General features: G+C 51.2%; 19 protein-coding genes, 1 tRNA gene, 1 other RNA gene and 1 pseudogene. 11 read left to right on the plus strand and 11 right to left on the minus strand.

Features of this window, described 5'->3' with window-relative positions:
- The first annotated feature begins 30 nt into the window (after positions 1–30).
- Together punC and cfa are read left to right on the plus strand one after the other, a co-directional pair.
- The gene (punC, locus tag HA51_RS19520; RefSeq protein WP_084936245.1) at positions 31–1,233 is read left to right on the plus strand and encodes a purine nucleoside transporter PunC; all 1,203 of its coding nucleotides are present in this window, start codon (positions 31–33) and stop codon (positions 1,231–1,233) included.
- A 309-nt stretch (positions 1,234–1,542) separates the two neighbouring features.
- Positions 1,543–2,690: pseudogene (gene cfa, locus HA51_RS19525) on the plus strand (cyclopropane fatty acyl phospholipid synthase).
- Positions 2,691–2,738: 48 nt separating this feature from the next.
- On the opposite strand, the gene HA51_RS19530 reads toward cfa, so the two are convergent.
- Positions 2,739–3,392: a riboflavin synthase subunit alpha gene (locus HA51_RS19530; RefSeq protein ID WP_084936246.1), complete on the minus strand. Its 654-nt coding sequence runs from the start codon at positions 3,390–3,392 to the stop codon at positions 2,739–2,741.
- Positions 3,393–3,589: 197 nt separating this feature from the next.
- On the opposite strand from HA51_RS19530, the gene HA51_RS19535 reads away from it, so the two are divergent.
- The 4 genes from HA51_RS19535 to HA51_RS19550 all read left to right on the plus strand — a co-directional run bounded on the left by HA51_RS19535 (position 3,590) and on the right by HA51_RS19550 (position 7,493).
- Positions 3,590–4,963: an MATE family efflux transporter gene (locus HA51_RS19535; RefSeq protein ID WP_084936247.1), complete on the plus strand. Its 1,374-nt coding sequence runs from the start codon at positions 3,590–3,592 to the stop codon at positions 4,961–4,963.
- A 154-nt stretch (positions 4,964–5,117) separates the two neighbouring features.
- Positions 5,118–5,194, plus strand: a tRNA-Val gene (locus HA51_RS19540).
- Between the two features lie 344 nt (positions 5,195–5,538).
- Positions 5,539–6,951 carry a pyruvate kinase PykF gene (pykF, locus tag HA51_RS19545; RefSeq protein ID WP_084936248.1) on the plus strand — a complete coding sequence of 471 codons (1,413 nt, stop codon included), beginning with the start codon at positions 5,539–5,541 and terminating at the stop codon, positions 6,949–6,951.
- 305 nt (positions 6,952–7,256) lie between these two features.
- On the plus strand, positions 7,257–7,493 hold the full coding sequence (locus tag HA51_RS19550; protein WP_007374746.1) for a major outer membrane lipoprotein: 237 nt from the start codon (positions 7,257–7,259) through the stop codon (positions 7,491–7,493).
- Between the two features lie 66 nt (positions 7,494–7,559).
- On the opposite strand, the gene HA51_RS19555 is transcribed toward HA51_RS19550, so the two are convergent.
- The 7 genes from HA51_RS19555 to sufA form a co-directional block, all read right to left on the minus strand.
- Complete coding sequence (locus HA51_RS19555) at positions 7,560–8,597, minus strand: L,D-transpeptidase family protein (protein WP_084936249.1); 1,038 nt, start codon at positions 8,595–8,597, stop codon at positions 7,560–7,562.
- 61 nt (positions 8,598–8,658) lie between these two features.
- Entirely contained in the window at positions 8,659–9,075 is a 417-nt protein-coding gene (sufE, locus tag HA51_RS19560; protein ID WP_084936250.1) for a cysteine desulfuration protein SufE, read from the minus strand.
- Positions 9,076–9,095: 20 nt separating this feature from the next.
- Positions 9,096–10,319, minus strand: a complete 1,224-nt coding sequence (gene sufS, locus HA51_RS19565) for a cysteine desulfurase SufS (RefSeq protein ID WP_084936251.1) — start codon at positions 10,317–10,319, stop codon at positions 9,096–9,098.
- Positions 10,316–11,593 (minus strand): Fe-S cluster assembly protein SufD, encoded by a 1,278-nt coding sequence (gene sufD / locus HA51_RS19570; RefSeq protein WP_084936252.1) that lies wholly within the window; start codon positions 11,591–11,593, stop codon positions 10,316–10,318. Before sufD ends, sufS begins: the two co-directional genes overlap by 4 nt.
- Positions 11,568–12,314 carry a Fe-S cluster assembly ATPase SufC gene (gene sufC / locus HA51_RS19575; RefSeq protein WP_084936253.1) on the minus strand — a complete coding sequence of 249 codons (747 nt, stop codon included), beginning with the start codon at positions 12,312–12,314 and terminating at the stop codon, positions 11,568–11,570. The genes sufD and sufC overlap by 26 nt, the downstream gene beginning before the upstream one ends.
- A 39-nt stretch (positions 12,315–12,353) precedes the next feature.
- Positions 12,354–13,847: a Fe-S cluster assembly protein SufB gene (gene sufB, locus HA51_RS19580; protein ID WP_084936254.1), complete on the minus strand. Its 1,494-nt coding sequence runs from the start codon at positions 13,845–13,847 to the stop codon at positions 12,354–12,356.
- A gap of 7 nt (positions 13,848–13,854) precedes the next feature.
- The gene (sufA, locus tag HA51_RS19585; protein WP_084936255.1) at positions 13,855–14,229 is read right to left on the minus strand and encodes a Fe-S cluster assembly scaffold SufA; all 375 of its coding nucleotides are present in this window, start codon (positions 14,227–14,229) and stop codon (positions 13,855–13,857) included.
- A gap of 390 nt (positions 14,230–14,619) precedes the next feature.
- Here sufA and HA51_RS19590 point away from each other — a divergent pair, with 390 nt between their 5' ends.
- Positions 14,620–15,024, plus strand: coding sequence for a hypothetical protein (locus HA51_RS19590; RefSeq protein WP_084936256.1), 405 nt, complete (start codon positions 14,620–14,622; stop codon positions 15,022–15,024).
- 30 nt (positions 15,025–15,054) lie between these two features.
- On the opposite strand, the gene ydiJ is transcribed toward HA51_RS19590, so the two are convergent.
- On the minus strand, positions 15,055–18,108 hold the full coding sequence (ydiJ, locus tag HA51_RS19595) for a D-2-hydroxyglutarate dehydrogenase YdiJ (RefSeq protein ID WP_084936257.1): 3,054 nt from the start codon (positions 18,106–18,108) through the stop codon (positions 15,055–15,057).
- A gap of 206 nt (positions 18,109–18,314) precedes the next feature.
- Here ydiJ and ydiK point away from each other — a divergent pair, with 206 nt between their 5' ends.
- Positions 18,315–19,421: an AI-2E family transporter YdiK gene (gene ydiK / locus HA51_RS19600; RefSeq protein WP_084936258.1), complete on the plus strand. Its 1,107-nt coding sequence runs from the start codon at positions 18,315–18,317 to the stop codon at positions 19,419–19,421.
- A gap of 314 nt (positions 19,422–19,735) precedes the next feature.
- An RNA gene (gene rprA, locus HA51_RS19605) (antisense sRNA RprA) lies at positions 19,736–19,843 on the plus strand.
- A 98-nt stretch (positions 19,844–19,941) separates the two neighbouring features.
- On the opposite strand, the gene ppsA is transcribed toward rprA, so the two are convergent.
- Positions 19,942–22,329 (minus strand): phosphoenolpyruvate synthase, encoded by a 2,388-nt coding sequence (ppsA, locus tag HA51_RS19610; protein WP_084936259.1) that lies wholly within the window; start codon positions 22,327–22,329, stop codon positions 19,942–19,944.
- 451 nt (positions 22,330–22,780) lie between these two features.
- Between ppsA and ppsR the strand changes: the two genes are divergently transcribed.
- Complete coding sequence (gene ppsR, locus HA51_RS19615; RefSeq protein WP_084936260.1) at positions 22,781–23,608, plus strand: posphoenolpyruvate synthetase regulatory kinase/phosphorylase PpsR; 828 nt, start codon at positions 22,781–22,783, stop codon at positions 23,606–23,608.
- A gap of 149 nt (positions 23,609–23,757) precedes the next feature.
- Positions 23,758–24,804: a 3-deoxy-7-phosphoheptulonate synthase gene (locus HA51_RS19620; RefSeq protein WP_084936261.1), complete on the plus strand. Its 1,047-nt coding sequence runs from the start codon at positions 23,758–23,760 to the stop codon at positions 24,802–24,804.
- A gap of 5 nt (positions 24,805–24,809) precedes the next feature.
- On the opposite strand, the gene HA51_RS19625 is transcribed toward HA51_RS19620, so the two are convergent.
- Positions 24,810–26,249 carry a protein adenylyltransferase SelO gene (locus HA51_RS19625; RefSeq protein WP_084936262.1) on the minus strand — a complete coding sequence of 480 codons (1,440 nt, stop codon included), beginning with the start codon at positions 26,247–26,249 and terminating at the stop codon, positions 24,810–24,812.
- Positions 26,250–26,321: the final 72 nt, after the last annotated feature.

Here is a 26,321-nt window from a genome sequence, read left to right on the forward strand (position 1 = left end):
CTGGCGTTCACTGTACCTATGAGAAAAATTATGTTGTCGTCAAAAGGATTTATGCCCTATCTGGCCGTGCTGAGTATGCTCGGCTTCCTTGCCACCGATATGTACTTGCCCGCGTTTGGCGATATGCAACGCGATTTCGCCACCTCACCTGGCACCATCAGCGCTAGTCTGAGTTTGTTTTTGGGTGGATTCGCCTGTGCGCAGGTGTTCTGGGGACCATTATCGGATCGCTTTGGACGCAAACCCATTTTGCTGGCCGGTTTAGCCATCTTTGCTTTGGGATGTTTGGGGATGTTGTGGGTGACGGACGTCAAAATGATGCTGGCACTACGCTTCGTGCAGGCTATCGGTGTCTGCGCCGCGGCCGTAAGTTGGCAAGCGCTGGTGGTGGATCGTTACCCAAAAGCACAGGCCAATAAAGTCTTCGCCACGATTATGCCCTTGGTGGCGCTCTCGCCCGCTTTAGCCCCTCTGCTCGGGGCATGGCTGATGGGGCATTTCCATTGGCGCAGCATTTTTATCGTGCTGACCCTCATCGCGGTTCTACTCTTGATCGGCACCCTGCAGCTGTCCAATCCAAAAAATGAAATTACCAAATTGAGTGCGCAACCTGGTTGGCTGAATGTACTGGCTAATCGTCTCTACAGCGGCAACGTGTTGATCTACTCAGCCTGTTCGGCCAGTTTTTTTGCCTGGCTTACCGGGTCGCCATTTATCCTGGCTTCTGCGGGGTTAACGCCTGCGGATATCGGTTTGAGTTACATTCCGCAAACTATCGCGTTCTTAATCGGTGGGTTTGGCTGCCGCGCACTACTTGATCGTTATCAAGGTGCGCAGCTCTTGCCCTGGCTCTTGGTGCTTTATAGCCTGAGTATTTTGAGCTTGTTTGTCGTGGCAATGACGTCTGAGCCTTCGCTCGCTGCGCTACTTCTCCCTTTCTGCGGTATGGCGCTGGCAAATGGTGCTATTTATCCCATCGTGGTTTCCAGCGCATTAGCACCCTTCCCACATGCTACGGGTAAAGCAGCAGGATTGCAGAATCTCCTTCAACTTGGCTTGTGCTTTATCGCCAGTTTGATCGTCTCCGCTGGCTTACAGCAGGCGCTGTATAACACGACTTTGGTCATGGTCGCCACCGTGGTGCTTGCTTGGGCGGGCTTCATCTGGCAGCGCAACTTAAGCGCACAAAGTGATATTGCTCACAACTCCCATCCTTGCGAAGATAATCACTGACGAAATGACTTTCGTTAGCAAACTAACGATAACTCGTTGAATATTGACCCACGTGAGCATATACTCAGTGGGTCAGCATTTCTGTAACAAATCAATAACATAATTGCATCAACTTTAAGCGACTTTGTCGTTGGGATGGCGTCTGCACGATCTTCCACTCCTGATTTGTGCCAGACATTTCTATTCAGATTCATACCTCTGTAAAACGTCGGATATATGGCGCACGGATTTACCGTGAGTTCTCTCACAGGCCTGGAGAAATTGACTATTCTTTTCTCAGGTTTGAATCGGAAAGGTGATGGAGAAGCTATGAGTTCATCGTGTATAGAAGAAGTGAGCCTTGAAGAAAACCACTGGTTTCGCATCGTCAACGAATTACTGGAACGCGCTGATGTTGCTATCAATGGCACACGCCCCTGGGATATTCAGGTAAAAAATCCAGACTTTTTTAAGCGCGTCCTGCAGGAAGGATCGCTCGGCTTAGGTGAAAGTTATATGGATGGTTGGTGGGATTGCGAGCAAATGGATATGTTTTTCCATCGCGTTCTCAAACAACACCTGGATAAACAACTCCCTCGTCATTTTAAAGACACATTGCGTATCGCCGCAGCGCGTTTGACCAATCTGCAATCGAAGAAAAGAGCCTGGATTGTTGGCAAAGAACATTACGACCTCGGTAACGACCTTTTTTCGCTGATGCTTGATCCCTCCATGCAATATTCCTGCGGCTATTGGAAAGACGCTAAGACGTTGGAACAGGCGCAACACGATAAACTGGATATGATTTGCCGCAAACTGCAGCTAGAGCCGGGCATGACACTGCTCGACATTGGTTGCGGTTGGGGTGGGCTCGCGGAATTTGCCGCACGCAATTATGGCGTTAAGGTTCATGGCGTCACTATTTCGGCAGAGCAGCAGAAAATGGCACAACAGCGTTGTGAAGGTCTTGATGTCACCATTCTGCTCCAGGACTATCGCGATCTGAATTTGCAATTTGATCGAATCGTCTCTGTGGGTATGTTTGAGCATGTGGGGCCGAAAAACTATGCCACTTACTTTGATGTTGCCGACCGCAACCTCAAACCCGAAGGCATATTTTTACTGCATACCATTGGTGCCATCACCACCGATATGAACGTCGACCCATGGATTGATAAATATATCTTCCCTAACGGGTGCCTACCTTCGGTGCGCCAGATTGCAGATGCCAGTGAAAAGCATTTTATTATGGAAGACTGGCATAACATCGGGGCCGATTATGACACGACCTTGATGGCCTGGCATGAACGCTTCCTGGAAGCGTGGCCGCAACTTTCAGAGAAGTACGGTGACCGCTTTAAACGCATGTTCTCTTATTATCTTAATGCCTGTGCAGGTGCATTCCGCGCGCGTGATATACAGCTTTGGCAGGTGGTGTTTAGCGTGGTAAAGAGGGTGGATTACGGGTTGCCCGTTAACCCCTAAACTGATGAACAAAGGCGCCAGCGGCGCCTTTTTTATGGCTCTTATTCTGCATCATCCGCGTGTGCGATGGCGGCAACGGCAGCGGCTTCACGTTGTGCCAGCACGCGTTCAACGGTCTCCACAATCGCCTGCGTATGCGGATCGATCTCGATATTGACTTTATGGCCCAGTTTTTTCGCGCCTAATGTGGTGCGCTCCAGCGTTTCGGGAATGAGATGTACACAGAATTTGCTTTTGGTCACATCCCCCACCGTCAGACTGATGCCATCAATACCGACAAAGCCTTTATGCAGGATATATTTGATTTGCGACGCATCCTGCAATTTAAACCATACTTCACGGTTATTTTCTGACTGAATAATTTTGCAAATTTCAGCGGTGGTCATAATATGGCCGGACATTAAATGACCGCCAATTTCGTCGCTAAATTTAGCGGCGCGCTCAATATTCACCACATCACCCACCTTTAATTCTCCGAGGTTGGTGATGCGTAGCGTTTCTTTAATCAGATCAAAGCTAACACAATCGCCTTCAATGGCAGTGACGGTCAGGCAGCAGCCGTTGTGCGCAACGGATGCGCCCAATGCCAACCCCGGTAATAGCTCTTCCGGTAAGCGTACAATGTGGGTGCGAAACAGTTTTTTTTCTTCAACGGCAATAATTTCGGCCGTGCCCTGCACAATTCCAGTAAACATAATTTCAGCCTTAGTGAAGTTTGTGCCAGTTTATCACAGCTTACTCGGCAGCGTTTAATTTGCCGGAGTTCAAACTTTACACAAATAGCTTTATAAAATGCGATCAAAGTTTGGTGTAACGCAACGCGCCCGCTACACTATGCCGCGCATTCTATGGGGATTTCCCCCACTCTCTTCATCTTATAAGCAGGTGTTACGTGCAGAAGTATTTAACAGAAGCGCGTCAATTGCTGGCCCTCGCGATCCCGGTCATCCTTGCTCAGGTGGCTCAGACAGCGATGGGGTTTGTGGATACCATTATGGCCGGTGCGGTAAGCGCCACGGATATGGCCGCCGTTGCTGTCGGCACCTCTATCTGGCTTCCCGCCATCCTCTTTGGCCATGGTCTCCTACTGGCTTTGACGCCCACCGTTGCGCAACTCAACGGTTCAGGCCGACGCGAACGCATCGCAGAACAGGTGCGCCAAGGCTATTGGCTGGCGCTGGCAGTGGCGTTACTGATCATGGTGGTGCTGTGGAACGCGGGTTATCTGATTCATGCCATGCATGATATTGATCCGCAATTGGCCGCTAAAGCCGAGGGTTACCTGCACGCGTTACTCTGGGGCGCACCGGGTTATCTGTTCTTCCAGGTTTCGCGCAACCAGTGTGAAGGTCTGTCAAAAACCAAACCTGCCATGCTGCTGGGCTTCCTTGGACTGATGGTCAACATCCCACTGAACTATGTCTTCATTTATGGTCATTTCGGTATGCCCGCTCTTGGCGGTGTCGGTTGCGGTGTTGCGACCGCCTCTGTGTACTGGGTGATGTTTATCGTGATGCGTTTTTGGGTGAAGCGCATGGCCAGCATGCGAGATATCAAAATGACGACTCGTTGGTCAGCACCTTCACGTGTGATTCTTTCACGACTGTTCACTTTAGGACTGCCGGTGGCATTGGCTCTGTTCTTTGAAGTGACTCTGTTTGCGGTTGTCGCGCTGTTGGTTTCTCCACTGGGTATCGTCAAAGTCGCTGGCCACCAGATTGCCCTTAACTTCAGCTCACTGATGTTTGTCTTGCCTTTATCGCTTGGCGTGGCCACAACCATACGTGTGGGTTATCGTCTTGGACAAGGTTCTGCCGAGCAAGCTCGCGTGGCGGCCTGGACCGGCCAAGGCGTTGGCATCAGTATGGCTGCGATCACGGCAATATTTACCGTGACGTTCCGTGAACATATCGCCGCGCTTTACACCACTAATCCAGAGGTCATCACGCTGGCAGCGCAGTTAATGCTCTTGGCCGCAATTTACCAGTTCTCAGACTCAATCCAGGTGATAGGCAGCGGGATTTTGCGTGGCTACAAAGACACACGCTCGATCTTCTTTATCACCTTTATTGCTTATTGGGTGTTGGGATTGCCGGTGGGTTATATCCTGGCGCTGACGGATTGGATCGTGCCTGAACTTGGCCCAGCAGGTTTCTGGTGCGGATTTATTGTCGGTTTGACATCGGCTGCCGTCATGATGATTTGGCGCATTTGCCGTCTGCAACGTCTGCCTGCACAAATCATTTTGTCGCGCGCCGCGCGCTAAGTGGCTGAATGGGCCGATATTCGGCCCTGCGATGCCTAAAAAAACAGCGGGTCGCACAGATGCTGGTCAGTCGTCAGGGAATTTCATTTTTTCCCTTGCCAGCATCGCAACCTGCCGTTAATATTCGTCCCCGCTGTCGCCCTGACAGCATGTTGCGCTCTTAGCTCAGTTGGTTAGAGCACCACCTTGACATGGTGGGGGTCGATGGTTCGAGTCCATTAGAGCGCACCACTCTTAGTTTTCTCTCTCTTTGCGCAACACCTCTTTCCTTGATCTGAATCGTTTTCTCTCTTAGCTTTTATATTGGTTTTCGCATACTTAGCGTCTATACTATGCCGCGTTGTCCACCTGAAAGGTTTCAGCGCTAACGTGCCTATGCAAACAACTCAAATGATTTGCGCAACACTGCTCTGCCAGTTCCCTCGCGTACTGCATAACTTCTCTGCACGCTTAGTCTCTGTCACCTATTCTTACTTCTGTACGATCCAAACCAACACCACACACATTTTCACTTCGCTGCCAAGCGCGGCGAATCCCGACCTCTATCATCCATCACAACTTACAGAAAACCTGACATGAAAAAGACCAAGATTGTTTGTACTATCGGTCCGAAAACCGAATCTGAAGAGATGCTGACTCAACTGCTGGAAGCGGGCATGAACGTCATGCGCCTGAACTTCTCTCACGGGGATTACGCCGAACATGGTCAGCGCATCACTAACATGCGTGCCGTCATGGAAAAAACCGGTCGTCAGGCCGCGATTCTGCTGGACACCAAAGGTCCTGAAATTCGCACCATGAAACTGGAAGGCGGCAACGATGTTTCACTGAAAGCCGGTCAGACTTTCACTTTCACCACCGATCAATCAGTGATTGGTAACAGCGAACGTGTTGCTGTTACCTATGCAGGTTTCACCGAAGACCTGAAAATCGGCAACACCGTGTTGGTCGATGATGGCCTGATTGGTATGCAGGTTACTGAAGTGACTGAAAACACTGTCGTATGTAACGTACTGAACAACGGTGACCTGGGCGAAAACAAAGGTGTTAACCTGCCAGGTGTTTCTATCCAGCTGCCAGCACTGGCCGAAAAAGATAAACGCGACCTGATTTTCGGTTGTGAACAAGGCGTCGATTTCGTTGCGGCTTCGTTCATCCGCAAACGTTCTGATGTGCTGGAAATTCGTGAACACCTGAAAGCACATGGCGGTGAGCATATTCAGATCATCTCCAAAATCGAGAACCAGGAAGGCCTGAATAACTTCGACGAAATCCTTGAAGCCTCTGACGGCATCATGGTTGCGCGCGGCGACTTGGGTGTTGAAATCCCGGTTGAAGAAGTGATCTTCGCGCAGAAGATGATGATCAAGAAGTGTAATAAAGCGCGCAAAGTGGTGATTACCGCTACGCAGATGCTCGATTCAATGATCAAAAACCCGCGACCTACCCGTGCCGAAGCTGGCGATGTGGCGAACGCCATCCTGGACGGTACGGATGCAGTGATGCTGTCTGGTGAGAGTGCCAAGGGTAAATACCCACTTGAATCTGTCACCATCATGGCGACCATCTGTGAGCGCACCGACCGCGTGATGAAGTCACGTATCGATGAACTGCAAGACTCACGCAAATTGCGCATCACTGAAGCGGTGTGCCGCGGTGCAGTAGAGACCGCAGAAAAACTGGAAGCACCATTAATTGTTGTGGCGACCGAAGGCGGAAAGTCAGCGAAAGCCATTCGTAAGTACTTCCCGGATGCCACCATTTTAGCGCTGACCACCAATGCGACCACCGCACGCCAGCTAATTCTGAGCAAAGGCGTTGAGACACGTCTGGTGACCGAAATTGCTTCTACGGATGATTTCTACCGTATTGGTAAAGAAATGGCACTGGAAAGTGGCTATGCGCAGAAAGGCGACGTTGTGGTGATGGTATCGGGTGCATTGGTTCCAAGTGGCACGACCAACACGGCATCTGTCCACCTAATCTGATTTTTAGCTGAAGTTTTATTTAAAAGCGCCTTTTTTTGGCGCTTTTTTTATTCCTGCGCTAATACAAAATCCAGAATTTTCCAATCGATAATAACTATTCAATATCCCGCACAATTAAGGTTAGTCCGATTAAATCTCTCTGTTTTAGCTAAATATTTTCATCATCTTCTGCGAAACGCTGTTTCTTTGAGCGAACGATCAAATTTAAGCATGTTCTCATCAAAAATTTATTCTCAACTCAAAAAGCTTTGTGTAATACTTGTAACGCTACATGGAGATTAACTCAATTCTAGAGGGTATTAATAATGAATCGTACTAAACTGGTACTGGGCGCGGTAATTCTGGGTTCAACTCTGCTGGCTGGTTGCTCAAGCAACGCTAAAATTGACCAGCTGTCTTCAGACGTTCAGACTCTGAACGCTAAAGTTGACCAGCTGAGCAACGACGTGAACGCAATCCGTTCTGACGTTCAGGCTGCTAAAGATGACGCAGCTCGCGCTAACCAGCGTCTGGACAACCAGGCTCACTCTTACCGTAAGTAAGAGTTCTGGTTTGAAAAATGGTGCCCATGTGGCACCATTTTTTTTGTCCTGAATTTGGCCCCTGAATTAAGGTTTTGCGGCAGCTTCGCCCATTGCCTGGCTAATTGTCGCTTGTCCCACCTGTGCCCCATTCTGCTGCGTTTGCAGCACGGCAGGTAACGTGGTCTCCTCATTAACCGGCTCGCCACTGCTGACCAGCACAGGCATCCCAGAACGACGCGCAATGACTTCTTTAATCAGTGCGGTGTCGCTTTTCTGACTATTGATGAACGCCTTCGATTTTGCCGTCAACGCAATCGGCATGGTCTGTGGATCGTCTTTATCATTTCGTGAAAGCGGCTGATGCACCTCTACGTAGCGTTTTCCATCCGGCTCCACTGCATATTTGATCGGCTCATTAATAATCTGTACTCGCGTTCCCTTGGGCACGCTGTTGAACAGCGCTTCAATGTCATCGGGACGCAAACGTATGCAACCGGAACTGACGCGCATGCCAATACCGAAATCAGCGTTGGTGCCATGTATCAGATACTGCCCGGTACCGCGCGCCAAACGCATGGCAAACAGCCCCATTGGGTTATCCGGACCTGCTGGCACCACGCCAGGCAAGGTAATGCCCTCTTTGGCATATCGTTTACGGATATTGACGGTGGGTGTCCAGGTAGGATTGGGGATCTTCTGGCTGATGCTGGTAACCATACTCGGTGTTGCGGCGCCTAATTGGCCTATACCGATCGGATACACCACCACGCGATTTTCACCTTTCGGATAGTAATACAGGCGCAGTTCCGCAAGGTTTATCACGATGCCCTCTCGCGGGGCATCCGGCAGCAGCATCTGCAACGGGACGGTTAACTGCGTACCGGCTTTAGGTAACCAAGGGTCCACACCTGGATTCGCCTCTAACATGCCCAGCATGCCAATCTTATAGTGCGATGCAATGCTCTCTAAGGGCCGTTTGTCGTCTGGGACAGTGGTCAGGGTGTTCTCGCCAATTAAACGGCTGTTATCGGCTGGCAGGGGATATTCCGTAGCAAATGCAGGTGCAGAAAGCCCGAAGCAGGACAACAGCAATGCACCGGCTAAACGTAACGCTGGTTTCATGCAATTTTCTCTTTGTCGGATGGAACGGACCCCGGTCATGCCGGGGTCTGGAGAGTGTATCTTAGCTGAGGCTTTGAGCGTTATGACGGATCGCGCGAATCATCGCTTCCAATCCTTGCGAACGTGTCGGTGTGAGATGCTGGGTCAGCGCTAATTCGCCAAACCAGTGACCGACGTTCAGGTCGAGAATTTCTTGTGATTTCAGCCCTTGATACAGGCTAAACACGACGGCAATCAAACCTTTAACAATAGCGGCATCACTGTCACCTTCAAAGGCGATGGAGCCATCCGCTTGCGGGGTCATCCTGATCCACACCTGGCTCTGGCAACCTGAAATCACATACTTTGGCTGCTGTAAGCTTTCAGAGGATTCTGGTAATTTCGCTCCGAGCTCAATGATGTAGAGGTACTTCTCTTCCCAGTTTGCGCAACGGTTAAAGTTGCGCACGAGTTTCTCTTTGTCTGGCAAATTCGCCATGGATTACTCCTGATATCTGCTCAACCACCCAGCAGACGATGAATACGGGTCAAACCTGCTGCCAAGCGATCGGCTTCTTCTTCACTGTTGTACAAAGCAAAAGAGGCACGACACATTGCTGGTACCGCATAGTGACGCATCAGCGGCATCGCGCAATGATGGCCAGTGCGGATGGCAATCCCGTATTGATCAAGGAAACTGCCGACGTCAAACGCATGATGCTTGCCAAGGTTGAAGGCAACCACGCCGCTCCGCTGTTCAGGGCCGTAGACGATAAGATCGGGCACCGAGGCGAGCTTATCCAATGCGTAACGCATCAGCGCGCTTTCACGCTCATTAATCACGTCTAAACCAATTTCACTGATCCACGTCAGTGCCGCACCTAATCCAATAATACCGCCGGTGTTAGGTGTACCTGCTTCAAAACGCCATGGTGTGCTGTTCCAGGTGGTGCCAGTTGGTAGTACCACCTGATCGATCATCGAACCACCGCCTTCCCAAGGCGGCATGATTTCCTGCAGCGCCTTACGCGCATACAGCACACCAATGCCGGTTGGGCCATAAATTTTATGGCCTGAGAAGGCGTAGAAATCGCAGTCAATGTCCTGCACATCCACTTGGTGATGCATCACGGCTTGTGCACCGTCCACCAACGTCACTACGCCCAAAGCTTTCGCTTGGGCGACAATCGCTTTCACCGGGTTGACCGTACCCAGCACGTTAGAGACGTGCGTCACCGCCAGCAAACGCGTGCGGCTATCAATCAGTCCCGCCAGTTGCTCCAGCGCTAACTCACCTTGCTCATTGAGAGGCAAAACGCGAATTTCAGCGCCGGTACGCTGCGCCACCATCTGCCACGGTACGATGTTGGCGTGATGCTCCATCTCCGTGATGATGATGTTATCGCCCGGCTGCAATTGGCTGCCGCCCCAGCTGTTAGCAACCAAATTGATCGCTTCAGTGGTGCCTTTAACGAAGATGATCTCTTCAGGCGTTGCCGCATTGAGGAAGCGTGCAGCTTGCGTGCGCACATTTTCCATGTCGGTGGTGGCTTGAGCACTCAGCGAGTGGATACCACGATGCACGGCTGCGTAGCCGTGCTGGTAAAAATAACTTTCCGCATTGATAACCGCGAGCGGGCGCTGAGCGCTGGCCGCGCTATCAAGGTAGGCCAGCGGATGTCCGTTGACCTCACGTTTCAGAATCGGAAATTCCGCTCTGATTCGTTCGAGATCGAAAATCATGACTCAACTCCGGGGAAACGCGCAGCAATGCGTTGCAATACTATCTGACGCAGTGACTCTTCTTCCAGCAGTTCGGTCAACTCCGCCGCGAACGCATGGATGATCATCTGCTGCGCCGCTTCTTCGGTAATACCGCGCGAGCGCAGATAGAACATCTGCTCGTCGTCAATACGACCAATAGTGGCACCGTGGCTGCACTTCACATCATCAGCATAAATTTCCAGCTGTGGTTTGGTGTCCACTTCCGCCAGGCGACCGAGCAACAGGTTGTTGTTGGTCATCTGTCCGTCAGTTTTCAGTGCGTGCTTCGCCACTTTGATATGACCGTTGAAGATTGAACGGCCTTTGTCACGTGAGATAGTTTTATGCAGCTGACGGCTAAGGCAATGACCTTTATTGTGCTCCAGATAGCTACGGGTATCCGCCACTTCTGAATTGATCGGCAAGATCAGGCTGTTCAGTGCCAGCTCAGTATTTTCACCATTGAGCTGCACGCTGGTGTTGTGACGTGACAAGCCGGCACCCAGCAGGAAGCTGGTACTGCTGACCTGCGCATCACTACCAATCACAATGTCATTGTGCGCAAAGTGGTAACTGCTGCTCTCTTCAAAGGCCAGCTTGATGTGTTTCAGCTTGGCATTGTCTGCGACAGCAAATGTAAAACGCGCGCCGGTAAAGTGCGAGGCACCGTTCAGCGTCACATAGTGCTCAATCACCTCGGCTTCAGCGCTTTGTTCCAGCTCTAAATGGTGACGATGATGCACGGTATTCAGCGCATCGGCTTTGCCACTGGTGATGTGCAGCAAATAGAGCGGTCGAGCCGCAGATTTGCCACGCGCCAAACGAATGGAGGTGACCTCTTCCGCCAGGCTCTCGGTCAGGTGCAGGAACACTTCCGGCTGCACGGCCGCAGGCAAAGGACGGCGTTCAGCAGCACGGCTGTGCTGCACGTCAAACAGTTCAGTGTCGCGCGCGCTCAGCTCAGGCTGAAAACGGCCATCTACAAACACTAACTGAATGGCGTCCAGCGGCAGCGCCAGTTCAGCGACCTGCTCAGCGGTAACTGCCTGCTCTTCTGGCAACACGAACTGATGGGCCAACAGACCATCCAGCGCGGTGTACTTCCAGTTCTCATGCTTGCGCGTTGGCAAGCCGAGACGCATTAATTGCTGCCAGTGCTGCTGTGCCTGTAATGAGCGCGCGTCACCGCGCGACTCAAACAGGTGATGCCACTGTTGCAGGGCGTTATCACTCTTCGTCGGTAAGCCAGCCATAGCCTTGCTCCTCCAGCTGTTTAACCAGCGAGAAATCGCCAGACTTAACGATTTTGCCCTGATACAGCACGTGCACATGGTCTGGCTTGATGTAATCCAGGATGCGCTGATAGTGCGTCACGATGATGAATGAACGCTTACCGTCGCGCAGGCTGTTCACGCCTTCTGCCACGATTTTCAACGCATCGATGTCCAGACCGGAGTCGGTTTCATCAAGAATACACAGTTCAGGTTCCAGCGCCGCCATCTGCAAGATGTCGTTACGCTTCTTCTCACCACCCGAGAAGCCGACGTTGACTGAACGGGTCAGCAAATCTTCTGGCATCTTCAGCAGTTTAATTTTGTCTTCGATGAAGTCCTGGAAATCAAAACGATCCAGCTCATCCTGCTCACGGTATTTACGTACGGCGTTCACCGACGTCTGCAGGAAGAATTGATTACTCACACCAGGGATTTCGACTGGATACTGGAACGCCATGAAGATGCCTTCACCCGCGCGCTCTTCCGGCTCCAACTCCAACAGGTCTTTACCTTTGAAGCTAACAGAACCGCCAGTGACTTCGTAATCTTCACGACCAGCCAGTGTTGCAGACAGGGTACTTTTACCTGAACCGTTAGGTCCCATGATGGCGTGAACTTCACCCGGTTTCACTTCAAGGTTCAGACCGCGCAAAATTTCTTTGTCTTCAACACTAACCTGTAAATCTTTAATGCTTAACATATTCTTTCCTTCACATTGCTTCCGGCAACGCGTGTGGCATCAGCCCACACTGTGCTCAAGGCTGATAGCCAACAGTTTTTGCGCTTCCACAGCAAATTCCAGTGGCAGCTCGGAGAAAACGTCTTTACAGAAGCCGTTGACGATCATTGAGATCGCATCTTCTTCGCTAATACCGCGCTGCAGACAGTAGAACATCTGGTCTTCACCAATACGCGACGTCGTCGCTTCATGCTCCAACTGGGCAGTGTTGTTGCGCGTTTCCACATACGGGAAAGTGTGCGCACCGCAATCCGGGCCAATCAGCATTGAGTCACACTGGGTGAAGTTACGCGCGTTGGTGGCGGTAGGCATGATTTTCACCAAACCACGGTAGGTGTTTTCACTCTTACCGGCAGATATCCCTTTCGAGATAATGGTCGACTTGGTGTTTTTACCAATGTGGATCATTTTGGTGCCGGTATCCGCCTGCTGGCGACCGCTGGTCAGTGCAACCGAGTAGAACTCGCCTACAGAGTAATCACCGCGCAGAATGCAGCTTGGATACTTCCAGGTGATCGCTGAACCGGTCTCAGACTGGGTCCAGGACATCTTGCTGTGGTCGCCTTCACACAGCGCACGCTTGGTCACGAAGTTGAGGATACCGCCCTCGCCTTCACCGCCTGGGAACCAGTTCTGAACGGTGGAGTACTTCACTTCAGCATTTTTATGGATGATAACTTCTACCACTGCGGCATGCAGCTGGTAGGTATCACGCACAGGCGCGGAGCAGCCTTCGATGTAGCTCACATAGCTGTCTTCATCGGCAATCAGAATGGTACGTTCAAACTGACCGGTTTTCGCGGCGTTAATACGGAAGTAAGTCGACAACTCCATTGGGCAACGCACGCCTTTCGGGATGTAAACGAACGTACCGTCTGAGGCCACCGCAGAGTTCAACGCAGCAAAGAAGTTGTCGTTGTGCGGAACCACCGTGCCGAGATACTTCTGCACCAGCTCTGGATGATCGTGAATGGCTTCACCGAATGAGCAGAAAATAATGCCCTGCTTCGCCAACTTGTCACGATAGGTAGTAGAAACGGAAACGGAGTCGAAAATGGCGTCAACTGCCACTTCGCGACCTTCACGTACCGGAACGCCCAACTGGTTGAACGCGTCTTCCACTTCTTTGGTCAGGTAGTCACTGGAAGCAACGCTGCCAGAAGTCTGGGTTGCACCCGGCTCAGAGGCACAGCTGTCATCACAATTGCCGCAGGACGGCGCAGAGTAATAGCTGTAATCCTGATAATCGAGCTTGGTGTAGTTCGCTTTCAGCCAATGTGGTTCTTCCATCTCTAACCAGGCACGGAAGGCCTTGAGACGAAATTCCAACATCCACTCAGGTTCGTTACGTTTGGCCGAAATTGCGCGCACGACATCTTCGTTGATGCCATGTGCCAATTCGTCGGTTTGCAACTGGGTAAAGAAACCTTCTTTGTAATTCAGGCTACCTTCCCACATTTGTACATCGTCAGATGCTTCGCTATGTCGTGACATATTTCACTTACTCGACGCCAAAGCTCTCACCGCACCCGCAGGCGTGCTGAGCTTTAGGGTTGTTGAATTTAAAAATCTGGTTCAGGCCTTCACGGACATAATCCAGCTCGGTACCGTCAACAAACGGCATCGCCTGAAGTGGCACAAACAATTTTGCGCCGAATTGCTCAAACGTCAGGTCGTCATCGGCAGGCTCTTTCACCAGGTCCATAACGTACCCAAAACCGGCACAGCCGGACTGCTTCACACCCAGTTTCAGGCCTTTAACTTCAGGGTCCTGCTCGACCAGGCTAAGAATCTGTTTCGCTGCCGATTCGGTCAGCGTGAGCCCTTTCCAGACGAAATCTTCGGGTGAAAAAGAAGCTGCATTTACTGATGACATGTTGCTACCTCGTATGTCTGGGCCTTTTCAGGCTATCCCCCTATGGTAGTGATATCGGATATCACTTCAACCTCTTGTTTTGCAGGGATAATCATCTCGTGCTGTTTTTTACTGTTGCTTTATTAAGCATAGTCCCTTCACACCAGCTTGTGGGCGGCAATCCCGTGCGCGCCTTGCCTGCGTAACCCGTTCAAATGCCGTAAAATTTAAAAATCCAACTTTACGTTATCACTCTGATTGATAGGTTACGCCTTTATCAAATGTAAAGAGATTGTTATTGCCGATTTTAGTAACAGGCAAAGGAAATCAATAAAATTTCATTGCGGGAATTGCATTCCTGCCGTGGTTGAATATGATAATGATTATCATTAACCCATTAAAGGTAGCGATATGACGCTTACCGTCTCGGCCTGGTTACAGCACAAAATCGATGAATATAAGTTTTCGGTGCGTGATATCACCGTCGACTTCTATATGGCTCAGGCTAAGCTCACCCGCACCGATTGTACTATCGACCAACTGCGCCGCTTTAACGACACCTGCCTGGATATGGCAGAAATCTGCGAACTCAACGGCGACGACCAAAGCTATTTACATGCCATGGGCAAGCTCCATCACCGCTTAGTGCAGGAGATGGGGAATGCCGATCGCGACCGTTTGTTCCGTATTCAGGCCTATCAACTGGCGCGCCTGTCTTTGACTCGCTTGTGTCATCAACTGGCGCTCAGCGGCCAGTGGGATCAAGCCACCAGCCTGCAGAGTGATTTCGTCCGCCACGCAGGCTGGATATTCTAATCCAGCTTTGTGACGGCTCCTACAATTTGTTTACATCATTTCCAGCAATGCTTGTAGTGGATGGCGCATACCATTGCCTTCCGCACGTTTTACCTGGCTTCGACAGGAGAAACCCGTCGCCAGGCAACGCTGACGCGGCAACTTCTGTAATTGTGGATGCCATGAGAGTTCGTAGATGCCCAGCGAATTCTCCAGGTTCTTACTCTCATGGCCGTAAGTCCCTGCCATACCACAGCAACCCACATTGACGTTCTCGAGTTTTGCACCAAATCGAGCAAATATCCCCTGCCATTGATTTGGTGTAGAAGGCAGCGCCGTCACTTCCGTGCAGTGTGCAAACAGATACCACGCCTCACCACTGGCAATTTGTTCGGTACGAGCGGCCAACGCCTGCTCGAGCCATTCATGCACGAGTTGTACGTTAAATTCACCACGCTGGTCGCCCAACACTTCTTTATATTCATCGCGATAACAGAGCACAGTAGCCGGATCGACACCCACCATTGGGATGTTGAGTTTTGCCACCCGGTTAAGGAACTCAGCCGTTTTACCTGCCGTGCGCGCAAAACGTTGCAGGAAGCCTTTAACGTGCTGCGCTTTTCCGTTCGGTGAAAATGGCAGCAGTACGGGGCGATAACCCAACTTCTCAATCAACTTCACGAAATCGGTCACCAGTTGCGCTTCGTAGTAGCTGGTGAAAGGGTCCTGAACCACTAACACGCAATTTTCACGCTGAGTAACATCCATGGATTCAAGCTGCTCGAGCGTCAGGTTCATCGCGGGGTGACCACTGAGCTGCTGTTTCAGGCTCGGCGTGGAAAGCAGAGGCAAATCCACCATACCAATATGCGTTTTACTCAGGTCGCGAACCCACGGCTGTTTCAGGAAGAAGTTGAACACTTTAGGTGCTTTCGCCATCAGTGGCGCGTAACTCTCTACGGTGGCCACCAGATGATCACTCATCGGTCGCAAATAACGGGTGTGATAAAGCTGCAGGAAGCGCGAGCGGAAACTCGGCACATCGATCTTTATCGGGCACTGAGTAGAACAGGCTTTGCAGGCCAGGCAACCTGACATCGCCTCCTTCACCTCATGCGAAAAATCATACTCACCGTGCTTAGCATGCCAGGAGTTGCGGGTGCGTTGAATTAACGTCCGCAAACTTGCACCTTGCTTCGGCAGCGCCTGTTCCAGCACACCGGGATCAACACCTTGCTCTGAGAGCAAGCGCAGCCATTCGCGCGTTAATGTCGCACGCCCTTTAGGGGAATGAATGCGGTTGCGGGTGATTTTCATCGATGGGCACATTGGGCTGCGCGCATCAAAGTTGAAACATAAACCGTTGCCGTTGCACTCCATCGCGCCCCGCCAGTCTGTCCGCACGTTCACGGGAATTTGACGATCGTAAGTCCCGCGCTTCACTGCATCGACTTGCATCATCGGCTCATTACTGCCGAGCGGCGTACAGATCTTGCCGGGATTTAAGCGGTTGTCGGGATCGAAAGCCGCTTTAATGCGCCGCAGCTCGTTAAACAGCGTCTCGCCAAAAAATTCCGGGCTGTATTGCGCGCGGAAGCCTTTGCCGTGCTCGCCCCACAGCAGTCCACCGTAGCGTGCTGTCAAAGCCACCACTTCGTCGGAGATTTGTTTCATTAATAGCTCTTGCTGCGGATCGCACATGTCCAGCGCCGGACGCACGTGTAACACTCCCGCATCAACGTGGCCAAACATGCCGTAGCTTAAACCGTGGCTGTCGAGTAAGGCACGGAAATCAACGATATAATCAGCCAGTTGTTCTGGTGGAACCGCGGTATCTTCAACAAACGGAATCGGTTTGGCCCGCCCTTTGGCGTTCCCCAGCAGTCCCACCGCTTTTTTGCGCATATTATAAATACGCTCAATGCCGCTCAAATCATTACACAACTGATAGCCGATGACCCCGCCCTGGTGCTGCTGCATCAGCTCTTCCAGGCGTGCACAAAGGTGACTCACCTGCTGTTCAATTAACTCACCATCATCACCGGCAAATTCGACGATATTCAGGCCCAGCATCTCTTTATCAGGCACATCGGTAATCAGTTCTTTGACTGAATGCCAGACGATATCTTCACGCGCCAGGTTAAGCACCTTCGAATCAACGGTTTCGACAGACAACGCTTTCGCTTCAACCATAAAGGGTGCATTGCGCAGTGCAGAGTCGAACGAATCGTATTTGATATTCACCAGACGACGCACTTTGGGGATTGGCGTGATATCAAGGCGCGCTTCGGTAATAAATGCCAGTGTGCCTTCTGCACCGCACAACAGGCGCGTCAGGTCGAAGGTTTGCAGGTCATCGCTAAACACATGGCGCAGGTCGTAACCGGTCAGGAAACGGTTGAGTTTCGGGAATTTTTCCAGAATTAAATCGCGTTGCTCACGACAACGCGTCAACACTTCGTGATAAATGCGCCCCTCTGCCGTGGGTGTGGCGGCCAGCTGCTCAGCTAACTCGGTGGGCATGGCACGGGTATCAAGGATATCACCACCGAGCAAGACGGCGCGTAAGCCTTCGACATGGTCGGATGTTTTACCGTAAACCAACGAGCCTTGGCCCGAAGCATCGGTATTAATCATGCCGCCTAATGTGGCGCGGTTACTGGTAGACAGTTCTGGCGAGAAGAAAAAACCATAAGGTTTTAGCCATGCATTAAGTTGGTCTTTCACAACGCCCGCTTCGACCCGCACCCAACCCTGTTCAGGATTGATCTCAAGGATGCGATTCATGTAGCGCGACATGTCCACCACGATGCCCTGGTTGAGCGATTGACCATTGGTGCCTGTTCCGCCGCCGCGTGGCGCAAACGTCAGGCTATTAAAGCGCGCTTCGCCTGCTAATCGGGCAATCAACGCGACGTCTGCGGTTGATCGCGGAAATAGTGCCGCATCAGGCAACAATTGATAGATGCTGTTATCGGTCGAGAGCGACAACCGATCGGCATAACTTGTGGCGGTATCGCCGGTAAAACCTTGCTCTTTCAATGACTGCAGGAATGTCAGCACCAGCTGAACGAGGCCGGGTGCTTGGGAAATCTGTGGGATCATTATTGCGTGACCGAGATGTTGTAAACGTTTGCGTGGTTATTTTTTTCAACCATTGGTTTTATCATACTTTTTTGTCTCCCGCTGTTTTTTCAGGAATGCCCCCCGCAAAGCCTGCTTTTTTCTGTTTAAATTTCAGGAAATAGATCATCATTAATCAGGGCCAACGCGGCCCACCATGAAGGATTAATTGAGGTCATAACGTTGTGATGAAAAGCCTGCAACGCGGTATGGATCTACCGCAACTGCTATTCTCGTTGATGTTCATTTTGATCATGATCATCGCCTGTCTGTGGGTCGTACAGCCGTTTATTCTTGGCTTTGCCTGGGCCAGCATGGTGGTGATTGCCACCTGGCCATTAATGATTCGTTTGCAGCATCTGCTGTGGGGAAAACGATCGCTGGCGGTCATCGCCATGACCATTCTGTTACTTCTGCTGTTTATCATTCCGATTGCGTTGTTAGTCAGTGGCTTGATCGATAACAGTGCGCCAGTGATTGCCTGGGCGACTCAGCGCCACCTCGTACTGCCTGATTTTGCCTGGCTGCGCGACATTCCTTACATTGGTAAAAAAAGCTATTCCAGTTATCACAAAATGGTCGATGGCGGCGGGACAGCGATATTAAATCAATTACAGCCCTATATTGGACGCACCACCGGCTTCTTTGTGGCACAGGCCGGGCACTTTGGCCGCTTTATGATTCACCTCGCCGTGATGCTCCTGTTTAGCGTATTGCTCTACTGGCGAGGTGAGCAGGTCGGTCACGGCATTCGCCATTTTGCTTACCGCATGGGTGGGCGCCGAGGTGATGCGACAGTGCTGCTGGCCGGTCAGGCCATTCGTGCTGTGGCTTTAGGCGTAGTGGTCACCGCGCTAGTACAGGGTGTACTGGGCGGTATTGGTTTGGCGATTTCGGGCATTCCCTATGCCACCTTGCTCACGGTGTTGATGATTCTGACGTGTCTGGTGCAGCTCGGGCCGTTAGTGGTGCTAGTGCCAGCGATCATCTGGCTCTACTGGAGTGGCGACACAACATGGGGCACGATCCTGTTGGTGTGGAGCTGCGTGGTCGGCACACTGGACAGCGTGCTTCGTCCGATGCTGATTCGGATGGGTGCAGATTTGCCGATGATCTTGATTCTCTCCGGCGTTATTGGCGGCTTGATAGCTTTTGGCATGATCGGACTCTTTATTGGTCCGGTAGTGTTGGCGGTATCCTATCGTTTGGTTTCCGTATGGATGCATGAAGCGCCCGCCCCTGATGATGATCCGCAGACGGCTATCGAAGCCCTTGCTGAACATGACGAGGATTAACCTCCAAAATTAAATCAAGCGGTGCAGTTCATGGCACCGCTTTCTTCAACACACCCCTTGCCTTACTCACTGGGCATTAATACATGTTAATCCCCACCACATAGTTTCCTACCACATCACTTTTTTTCCATAAGCGATTTTTAAGAAAAAACGCAGATTTAGCCGATTTAGTAGAGTTTCGCTTACGGAATGATTATTTTTCGAACTGAATTGTGCGATGCAATCGTTAAAAAAGGCCACAAAAGATTATCAGCTTTAAACTAATAAGAGGATTCTTAAAGACGCCAGCAGGCCTGATGAATAACATGTTTCCTATGTTTGAAATCAAACCACTGATTTATAAACAACCTTTTTCCCCTGAGTAAAGTGAAGAATTGCTGTGTGTAGTCTTTGCCCATCCCCTGTGATGGGCTTTTTTTTGTGTTTTTTATGCATAAAGAAAAGGCCAGCAATGCTGGCCTTGATGATTTTAGCAAGGACGCTTCAGAATCCTTATGAATGCGTCCTAATTGTTAGCTGATCACTGTTTCGTGGCGTTCAATTCGGCCAGATTTAGCCAAGTTTGTACCACGGTGTCTGGATTGAGCGACAGACTGTCGATACCCTGCTCCATAAGCCATGCAGCGAAGTCTTCGTGGTCCGACGGCCCCTGACCACAAATGCCGACATATTTGCCCTGTTTCTTCGCTGCTTGAATCGACATTGACAGCAGCGCCTTCACCGCTTCATTACGTTCATCAAACAGTGCAGAAACTACGCCAGAGTCACGATCCAGACCCAACGCCAACTGCGTCATGTCGTTCGAACCAATTGAGAAACCATCGAAGTACTGTAAGAACTGTTCAGCCAGCAAGGCGTTTGACGGGATCTCACACATCATGATCACCTTCAATCCGTTCTCACCGCGTTTCAGCCCCTGCTTACCGAGTTCTTCCACCACCGCCGCGGCTTGATCCACAGTTCGTACGAATGGAATCATGATTTCGACGTTCGTCAGACCCATCTCATTACGCACACGTTTCACTGCCTCACACTCTAATGCGAAGCAGTCACGGAAGCTGTCAGCCACATAGCGTCCAGCACCACGGAAGCCCAGCATCGGGTTCTCTTCCTCTGGCTCGTAACGTTCGCCACCGACGAGGTTGGCATATTCGTTCGATTTGAAATCCGACAGGCGGACAATCACTCGCTTAGGCGCAAACGCGGCACCCAGCGTCGCAATTCCTTCAGTCAGACGTGCAATGTAAAACTCAACCGGACTGTCAAAGCCTTTCATCATCTGACGAATCTGCTGCTGCAACTCAGGCGTCTGCTGGTCAAATTCCAACAACGCTTTCGGGTGCACGCCGATCATACGGTTGATAATGAATTCCAGACGCGCCAGACCGACCCCTTCATTGGGCAGGCAGGCAAAATCAAATGCACGGTCCGGGTTACCGACGTTCATCATGATTTTCAGAGGCAGGTCCGGCATGGTATCCACTTGCGAGCTAGTGACTTCAAAGTCGAGCAGATCGTGGTAGACGTAACCCGTATCACCTTCCGAACATGAAACGGTGACTTTTTGCCCATCCTTCAGGTGGTCGGTCGCATCACCACAACCCACTACTGCCGGAATACCCAACTCACGCGCGATAATCGCAGCATGACAGGTACGACCGCCGCGATTAGTCACAATCGCGGAAGCTTTTTTCATGATCGGTTCCCAATCCGGGTCGGTCATATCCGTCACCAGCACATCGCCTTTCTCAATACGATGCATTTCGCTGATATCGTGAATCACCTTCACTTCACCGGCGCCGATGCGATGACCGATGGCACGTCCTTCAACCAGAACTTTGCCTTTTCCTTGCAGGTTGTAACGCTCCATCACCTGACCATTGGAACGCACCGTTTCTGGACGGGCCTGCACGATAAACAACTTGCCGGTGTGTCCATCTTTCGCCCACTCGATGTCCATCGGGCGTTTGTAGTGCTGTTCAATCAGCACCGCCTGGCGCGCCAGGTCCTGCACTTCGTCATCGGTCAGGCTGAAGCGATCGCGCTGCTCCTGATCGACGTCTTCGATGCGTACCTGTTCACCGTGCTCTTGCGAGTCGGCGTACACCATGCGGATTTTTTTGGAGCCCATGGTGCGGCGCACAATGGCCGGGCGATTCGCCGCCAGCGTCGGTTTGTGCACATAAAATTCATCAGGGTTAACCGCACCCTGAACCACCATTTCACCGAGGCCGAACGCCGAGGTGATAAAGACCACCTGGTCGAAACCGGATTCGGTATCAATAGTAAACATCACGCCCGATGAAGCGAGATCGGATCGCACCATGCGCTGAATACCGGCAGACAAAGCTACACCACGATGGTCATAGCCTTGGTGTACACGATATGAGATGGCACGATCGTTAAATAAAGAAGCATAAACGTGCTTCACGGCCACCAGCACCGCGTCAAACCCTTGCACGTTGAGGAATGTTTCCTGCTGCCCGGCAAAGGAGGCGTCTGGCATGTCCTCAGCGGTGGCCGATGAACGTACCGCAAACGAAGCCTCAGCATCATCAGAAGAGAGCTGCTCGTAGGCGGTGCGAATCGCTTCCTCAAGCTCAGGCAAGAAAGGTGTATCGACAACCCATTGACGAATTTGTTTACCAGCTTTCGCCAGCTCTTCAACATCATCAATATCCGTTTTGTCCAGCAAATCATAAATACGCTGGTTCAGTCCGCTTTGATCGAGAAACAGATTAAAGGCGTAAGATGTCGTCGCATAACCGTTTGGCACGGATACACCCAGTGACGACAAGTTAGTAATCATTTCTCCCAGGGAAGCATTTTTGCCCCCCACGCGATCAACATCATGCATGCCAAGCTGGTTGTACCAGAGCACTAGCGACTGTTGGTCTTGATTGGACATTGAGATTATCCTTCATTTAAATGATTGGAGCACATGGAACATTTTGCTATAAGCCAAAACAGCTTGGCACAACCAATTAATAAAGACTAAGTGTTGAATCGTTAAAGCAGAAAAAGAAAGACAAAATCAGATTAGTACTCGGCGGGCCTAACGTTGCGCAACGCACTTATTTAGTGCTAACAAACTGCCATTGCGATATTTTTCACACTTTCAGAGGGTTAGGCATTGATTTTTGTTGCGCAACACGTTCAGATTTTATTTTTGATGATAAACAAAAAATGCGAGTAAATAGCCGTTTTTAAAACAGCATTTCACCTAATATGCGTTATCAAAGTGATGCTCATTGACGACATTATCACCTTCGACATGGATATTTCGTTTTATTATTAATTAAAATGAAATATTGAAGACGATATTGTTACGCAAAAGTAAACAAGAGGATTCCCCGCCTATGAGCACTGAACGTAGTGTGTTCTACATCTCTGATGGCACCGCCATCACCGCGGAAGTTTTAGGTCATGCCGTGTTGTCCCAGTTTCCTGTTGATACCACCAGTGTCACCTTGCCGTTTGTAGAGAATGTGCAGCGCGCACAAGCGGTTAAGGCGCAGATAAACGCGCTCTACCAGCAGAGCGGTGTGCGGCCCTTAGTCTTCTTTTCAATTGTGACGCCAGATGTCCGAGAGATCATTTTGGAAAGCGAAGGCTTTTGCCAGGATATCGTGCAGGCCTTAGTCGGGCCATTACAAAGCGAGTTGGGCGTCCCTTCAATGCCGGTGGCGCATCGTACCCACGGCCTTACTGCCAGCAACTTGGGTAAATATGATGCGCGTATTGCCGCGATTGATTACACCCTGGCCCACGATGATGGGATTTCATTGCGCGGTCTAGAAGACGCACAAGTCATTCTGCTTGGCGTTTCGCGTTGCGGCAAAACGCCGACAAGCCTCTATCTGGCGATGCAGTTTGGTGTTCGTGCGGCCAACTATCCTTTCATCGCCGATGATATGGATAACCTTAAGTTGCCGCCGGCGTTACGTGCTCATCAACACAAATTGTTTGGGTTAACCATCGATCCCGAACGTCTCGCCGCTATCCGCCAGGAACGTGCTGAAAATACCCGTTACGCATCAATGCGTCAGTGCCGCCTGGAAGTCGGTGAAGTCGAAGCGCTGTTCCGCACGCATCAGATCCGCTATCTCAACAGCACCAATTATTCGGTGGAGGAAATTGCCACCAAAATCCTCGACATTATGGGGCTGCGCCGCAGTATGTATTAATGTGTAAGCCAGGCCGTAAAGCCTGGCTTCCGTTATGTTTTGCTCACCTTTCTGTTTAGTGGGTTGAATTCGCGAGCTATTGGTTTATTGTGACCACCATCACTTCCCGGTATTTCACCGTTGCGAAGAACAGAATTTTGAGAATCCCAATGAACAAGACTGATGAATTGCGTACTGCGCGCATCGGCAGCCTGCTGACGCCAGCGGCGCTTGCTCAAGAGCACCCTATCTCAGCAGAGATTGCCACCAATGTTACCGCCGCTCGTCAACGCATCGCCCGTATTCTGACGGGTGAAGATCCACGCCTTCTGGTCATTATCGGCCCCTGCTCGCTGCACGATCCAAAAGCGGCGATTGAGTACGCTGAACGTCTGAATGTGTTGCGTGAGCGCTATAAAGACCGTCTGGAAATCGTGATGCGCGCCTACTTTGAGAAACCGCGTACCGTGGTGGGCTGGAAGGGGCTGATCTCTGATCCGGATCTGGATGGAAGCTTCGACGTCAATCGTGGCATCGCCATCGCACGTAAGTTGCTGCTGGATATCAATGCCATCGGCATGCCTACCGCCACTGAATTCCTCGATATGGTGATCGGGCAGTTTATTGCCGATTTGATCAGCTGGGGGGCGATTGGCGCACGCACCACCGAGAGCCAGATTCACCGGGAAATGGCCTCTGCGCTCTCTTGCCCAGTCGGTTTCAAAAACGGTACAGATGGCAATGTGCAGATCGCGGTCGATGCGATTCGCGCCTCTCGCGTCAGCCATATGTTCCTGTCACCGGATAAACATGGCCAAATGACCATTTATCAGACCAGCGGAAACCCGCATGGTCATGTCATCTTACGCGGCGGCCGTCAGCCAAACTACCATGTGGAAGACGTCAATGCGGCAGCGGCCAACCTGCGTGATTTCAATTTGCCAGAGCAGTTAGTTATCGATTTCAGCCACGGTAATTGCCTGAAACAGCATCGCCGGCAGCGTGACGTCGCGGATGAAGTTGCCGCACAGATACGCGCTGGTTCTCGTGCTGTGGCGGGTGTGATGATTGAGAGCTTCCTGCAGGAAGGCAATCAGAAAGTGGTCAGCGGGGAGCCATTAACTTATGGTCAATCAATTACCGACCCCTGCCTGAGCTGGGAAGACAGTGCGGAAGTGCTGGAGAAACTGGCTGCCGCCGTAGACAGCCGGTTCTAATTAGCTTAGCTAGAGCAGCTTACCTCCAGCGTTTTACCCCACTCTGGCGGCCGTTGGCGTAATTCAGCGCTAACGGCAGCGTCATTAAACGGTTGCTGTAAGGCCAGATGAAGGGTTTCCAGCGCCGTTTTTTCCCCTCTCTCAACCTCTTCAATCACTTGCTGAGCCAAATAATTACGCAACACCAGCACTGGATTAGCGGCTTTCATCACGGCCTGGCGTTGCTCATCAGTCGCCTCGTCTTGCACCAGACGTTGACGATAGCTGTCGTACCAGCGGTCAAAGGCTTCACGATCGATAAATTCATCACGCAATGGAGAGCGGCTTTCTTGCTGCTGCGTATCACTCAGCAGTCGGAACGTCAGGGTGTAATCACTGTGTTCTTGCGTCATCAACGAGAGTAGCTGAGTGAGGATCGCATTGTCATTGGCATCGGCTGTTAACAGCCCCAGCTTGGCGCGCATCTTCTCACCCCAGACTCGCATCAGCTCTGTTTCGTAATGGCTAAGCGCCTGCTTGAGCTGTTCCGTCGTCATCAACCCTGATAACGCGTGTGCCAGACGATTCAGGTTCCACAGTCCAATCATTGGCTGATTTTCAAACGCGTAGCGGCCTTGATAATCGCTGTGATTGCAGATGAAGCCTGGTTGGTAGTCGTCCAGGAAGCCATAGGGACCGTAGTCCAGTGTCAATCCAAGAATCGACATATTGTCGGTATTCATCACGCCATGCGCGAAGCCAACGCTTTGCCATTGGGCAATTAAGCTGGCGGTGCGTTTAACGATATCGGTAAACCATAACAGATAGCGGTCGGCGTCATCTTTTAAGTGCGGCCAGTGATGATGAATGGCGAAATCGGCCAATTGACGAACCTTGTCCTGTTCGCCACCATAATAGAAGTGTTCAAAATGACCAAAGCGCAGATGGCTTTCCGCAATGCGCATCAGCATCGCACCGCGTTCCTGGGTTTCACGCAACACCGGCTCATCACCAATCGCGAGCGCGAGCGCGCGCGTAGTGGGTATCCCAAGGTGGTGTAGCGCTTCAGAAGCGAGGAATTCACGTACGCTCGAGCGAATAACAGCGCGACCATCACCCATACGAGAGTATGGCGTCAGACCCGCACCTTTTAGGTGCCAGTCGAGTTTACGACCCTTCTCCAGTTGCTGTTCGCCCAGTAAGATTCCGCGTCCATCTCCCAGTTGCCCAGCCCACACACCAAACTGGTGTCCACTGTAGACCTGCGCCAACGGAGCCATCCCAGGCAATAATGCCCTACCACTCCAGACACCGTGGCCTTCCCCCTGAAAGAGAGACTCGTCTAGCGCCATGTCGTTCGCCAGTGGCGCATTGTAGTAAAACAGACGCCCGCCAGCCAACGGTGTTGGGGCCAGCGCGGTGTAGAATCCGGGCAATTCTTGCTGCCAACGATTAATAAATTGCATTAATACTCCCGAGGGCGCACAAACATCACGCACCTGCATTGAGTTTTAAAAGTAGTGATGAGTGTAACGCCG

This window comes from Pantoea rwandensis (genome assembly GCF_002095475.1).
Taxonomy (GTDB): domain Bacteria; phylum Pseudomonadota; class Gammaproteobacteria; order Enterobacterales; family Enterobacteriaceae; genus Pantoea; species Pantoea rwandensis.

Bases quoted from the DNA above. Each gene is read 5' to 3' on its own strand.
- sufA (WP_084936255.1), bottom strand. From the start codon at position 14,229: ATGTCATCAGTAAATGCAGCTTCTTTTTCACCCGAAGATTTCGTCTGG.
- HA51_RS19625 (WP_084936262.1), bottom strand. From the start codon at position 26,249: ATGCAATTTATTAATCGTTGGCAGCAAGAATTGCCCGGATTCTACACC.
- ydiJ (WP_084936257.1), bottom strand. From the start codon at position 18,108: ATGATCCCACAGATTTCCCAAGCACCCGGCCTCGTTCAGCTGGTGCTG.
- pykF (WP_084936248.1), top strand. From the start codon at position 5,539: ATGAAAAAGACCAAGATTGTTTGTACTATCGGTCCGAAAACCGAATCT.
- HA51_RS19550 (WP_007374746.1), top strand. From the start codon at position 7,257: ATGAATCGTACTAAACTGGTACTGGGCGCGGTAATTCTGGGTTCAACT.
- ydiK (WP_084936258.1), top strand. From the start codon at position 18,315: ATGAAAAGCCTGCAACGCGGTATGGATCTACCGCAACTGCTATTCTCG.
- HA51_RS19620 (WP_084936261.1), top strand. From the start codon at position 23,758: ATGAACAAGACTGATGAATTGCGTACTGCGCGCATCGGCAGCCTGCTG.
- HA51_RS19590 (WP_084936256.1), top strand. From the start codon at position 14,620: ATGACGCTTACCGTCTCGGCCTGGTTACAGCACAAAATCGATGAATAT.
- sufS (WP_084936251.1), bottom strand. From the start codon at position 10,319: ATGATTTTCGATCTCGAACGAATCAGAGCGGAATTTCCGATTCTGAAA.
- ppsR (WP_084936260.1), top strand. From the start codon at position 22,781: ATGAGCACTGAACGTAGTGTGTTCTACATCTCTGATGGCACCGCCATC.
- HA51_RS19530 (WP_084936246.1), bottom strand. From the start codon at position 3,392: ATGTTTACTGGAATTGTGCAGGGCACGGCCGAAATTATTGCCGTTGAA.
- ppsA (WP_084936259.1), bottom strand. From the start codon at position 22,329: ATGTCCAATCAAGACCAACAGTCGCTAGTGCTCTGGTACAACCAGCTT.
- punC (WP_084936245.1), top strand. From the start codon at position 31: ATGTTGTCGTCAAAAGGATTTATGCCCTATCTGGCCGTGCTGAGTATG.
- sufB (WP_084936254.1), bottom strand. From the start codon at position 13,847: ATGTCACGACATAGCGAAGCATCTGACGATGTACAAATGTGGGAAGGT.
- sufD (WP_084936252.1), bottom strand. From the start codon at position 11,593: ATGGCTGGCTTACCGACGAAGAGTGATAACGCCCTGCAACAGTGGCAT.
- sufE (WP_084936250.1), bottom strand. From the start codon at position 9,075: ATGGCGAATTTGCCAGACAAAGAGAAACTCGTGCGCAACTTTAACCGT.
- sufC (WP_084936253.1), bottom strand. From the start codon at position 12,314: ATGTTAAGCATTAAAGATTTACAGGTTAGTGTTGAAGACAAAGAAATT.
- HA51_RS19555 (WP_084936249.1), bottom strand. From the start codon at position 8,597: ATGAAACCAGCGTTACGTTTAGCCGGTGCATTGCTGTTGTCCTGCTTC.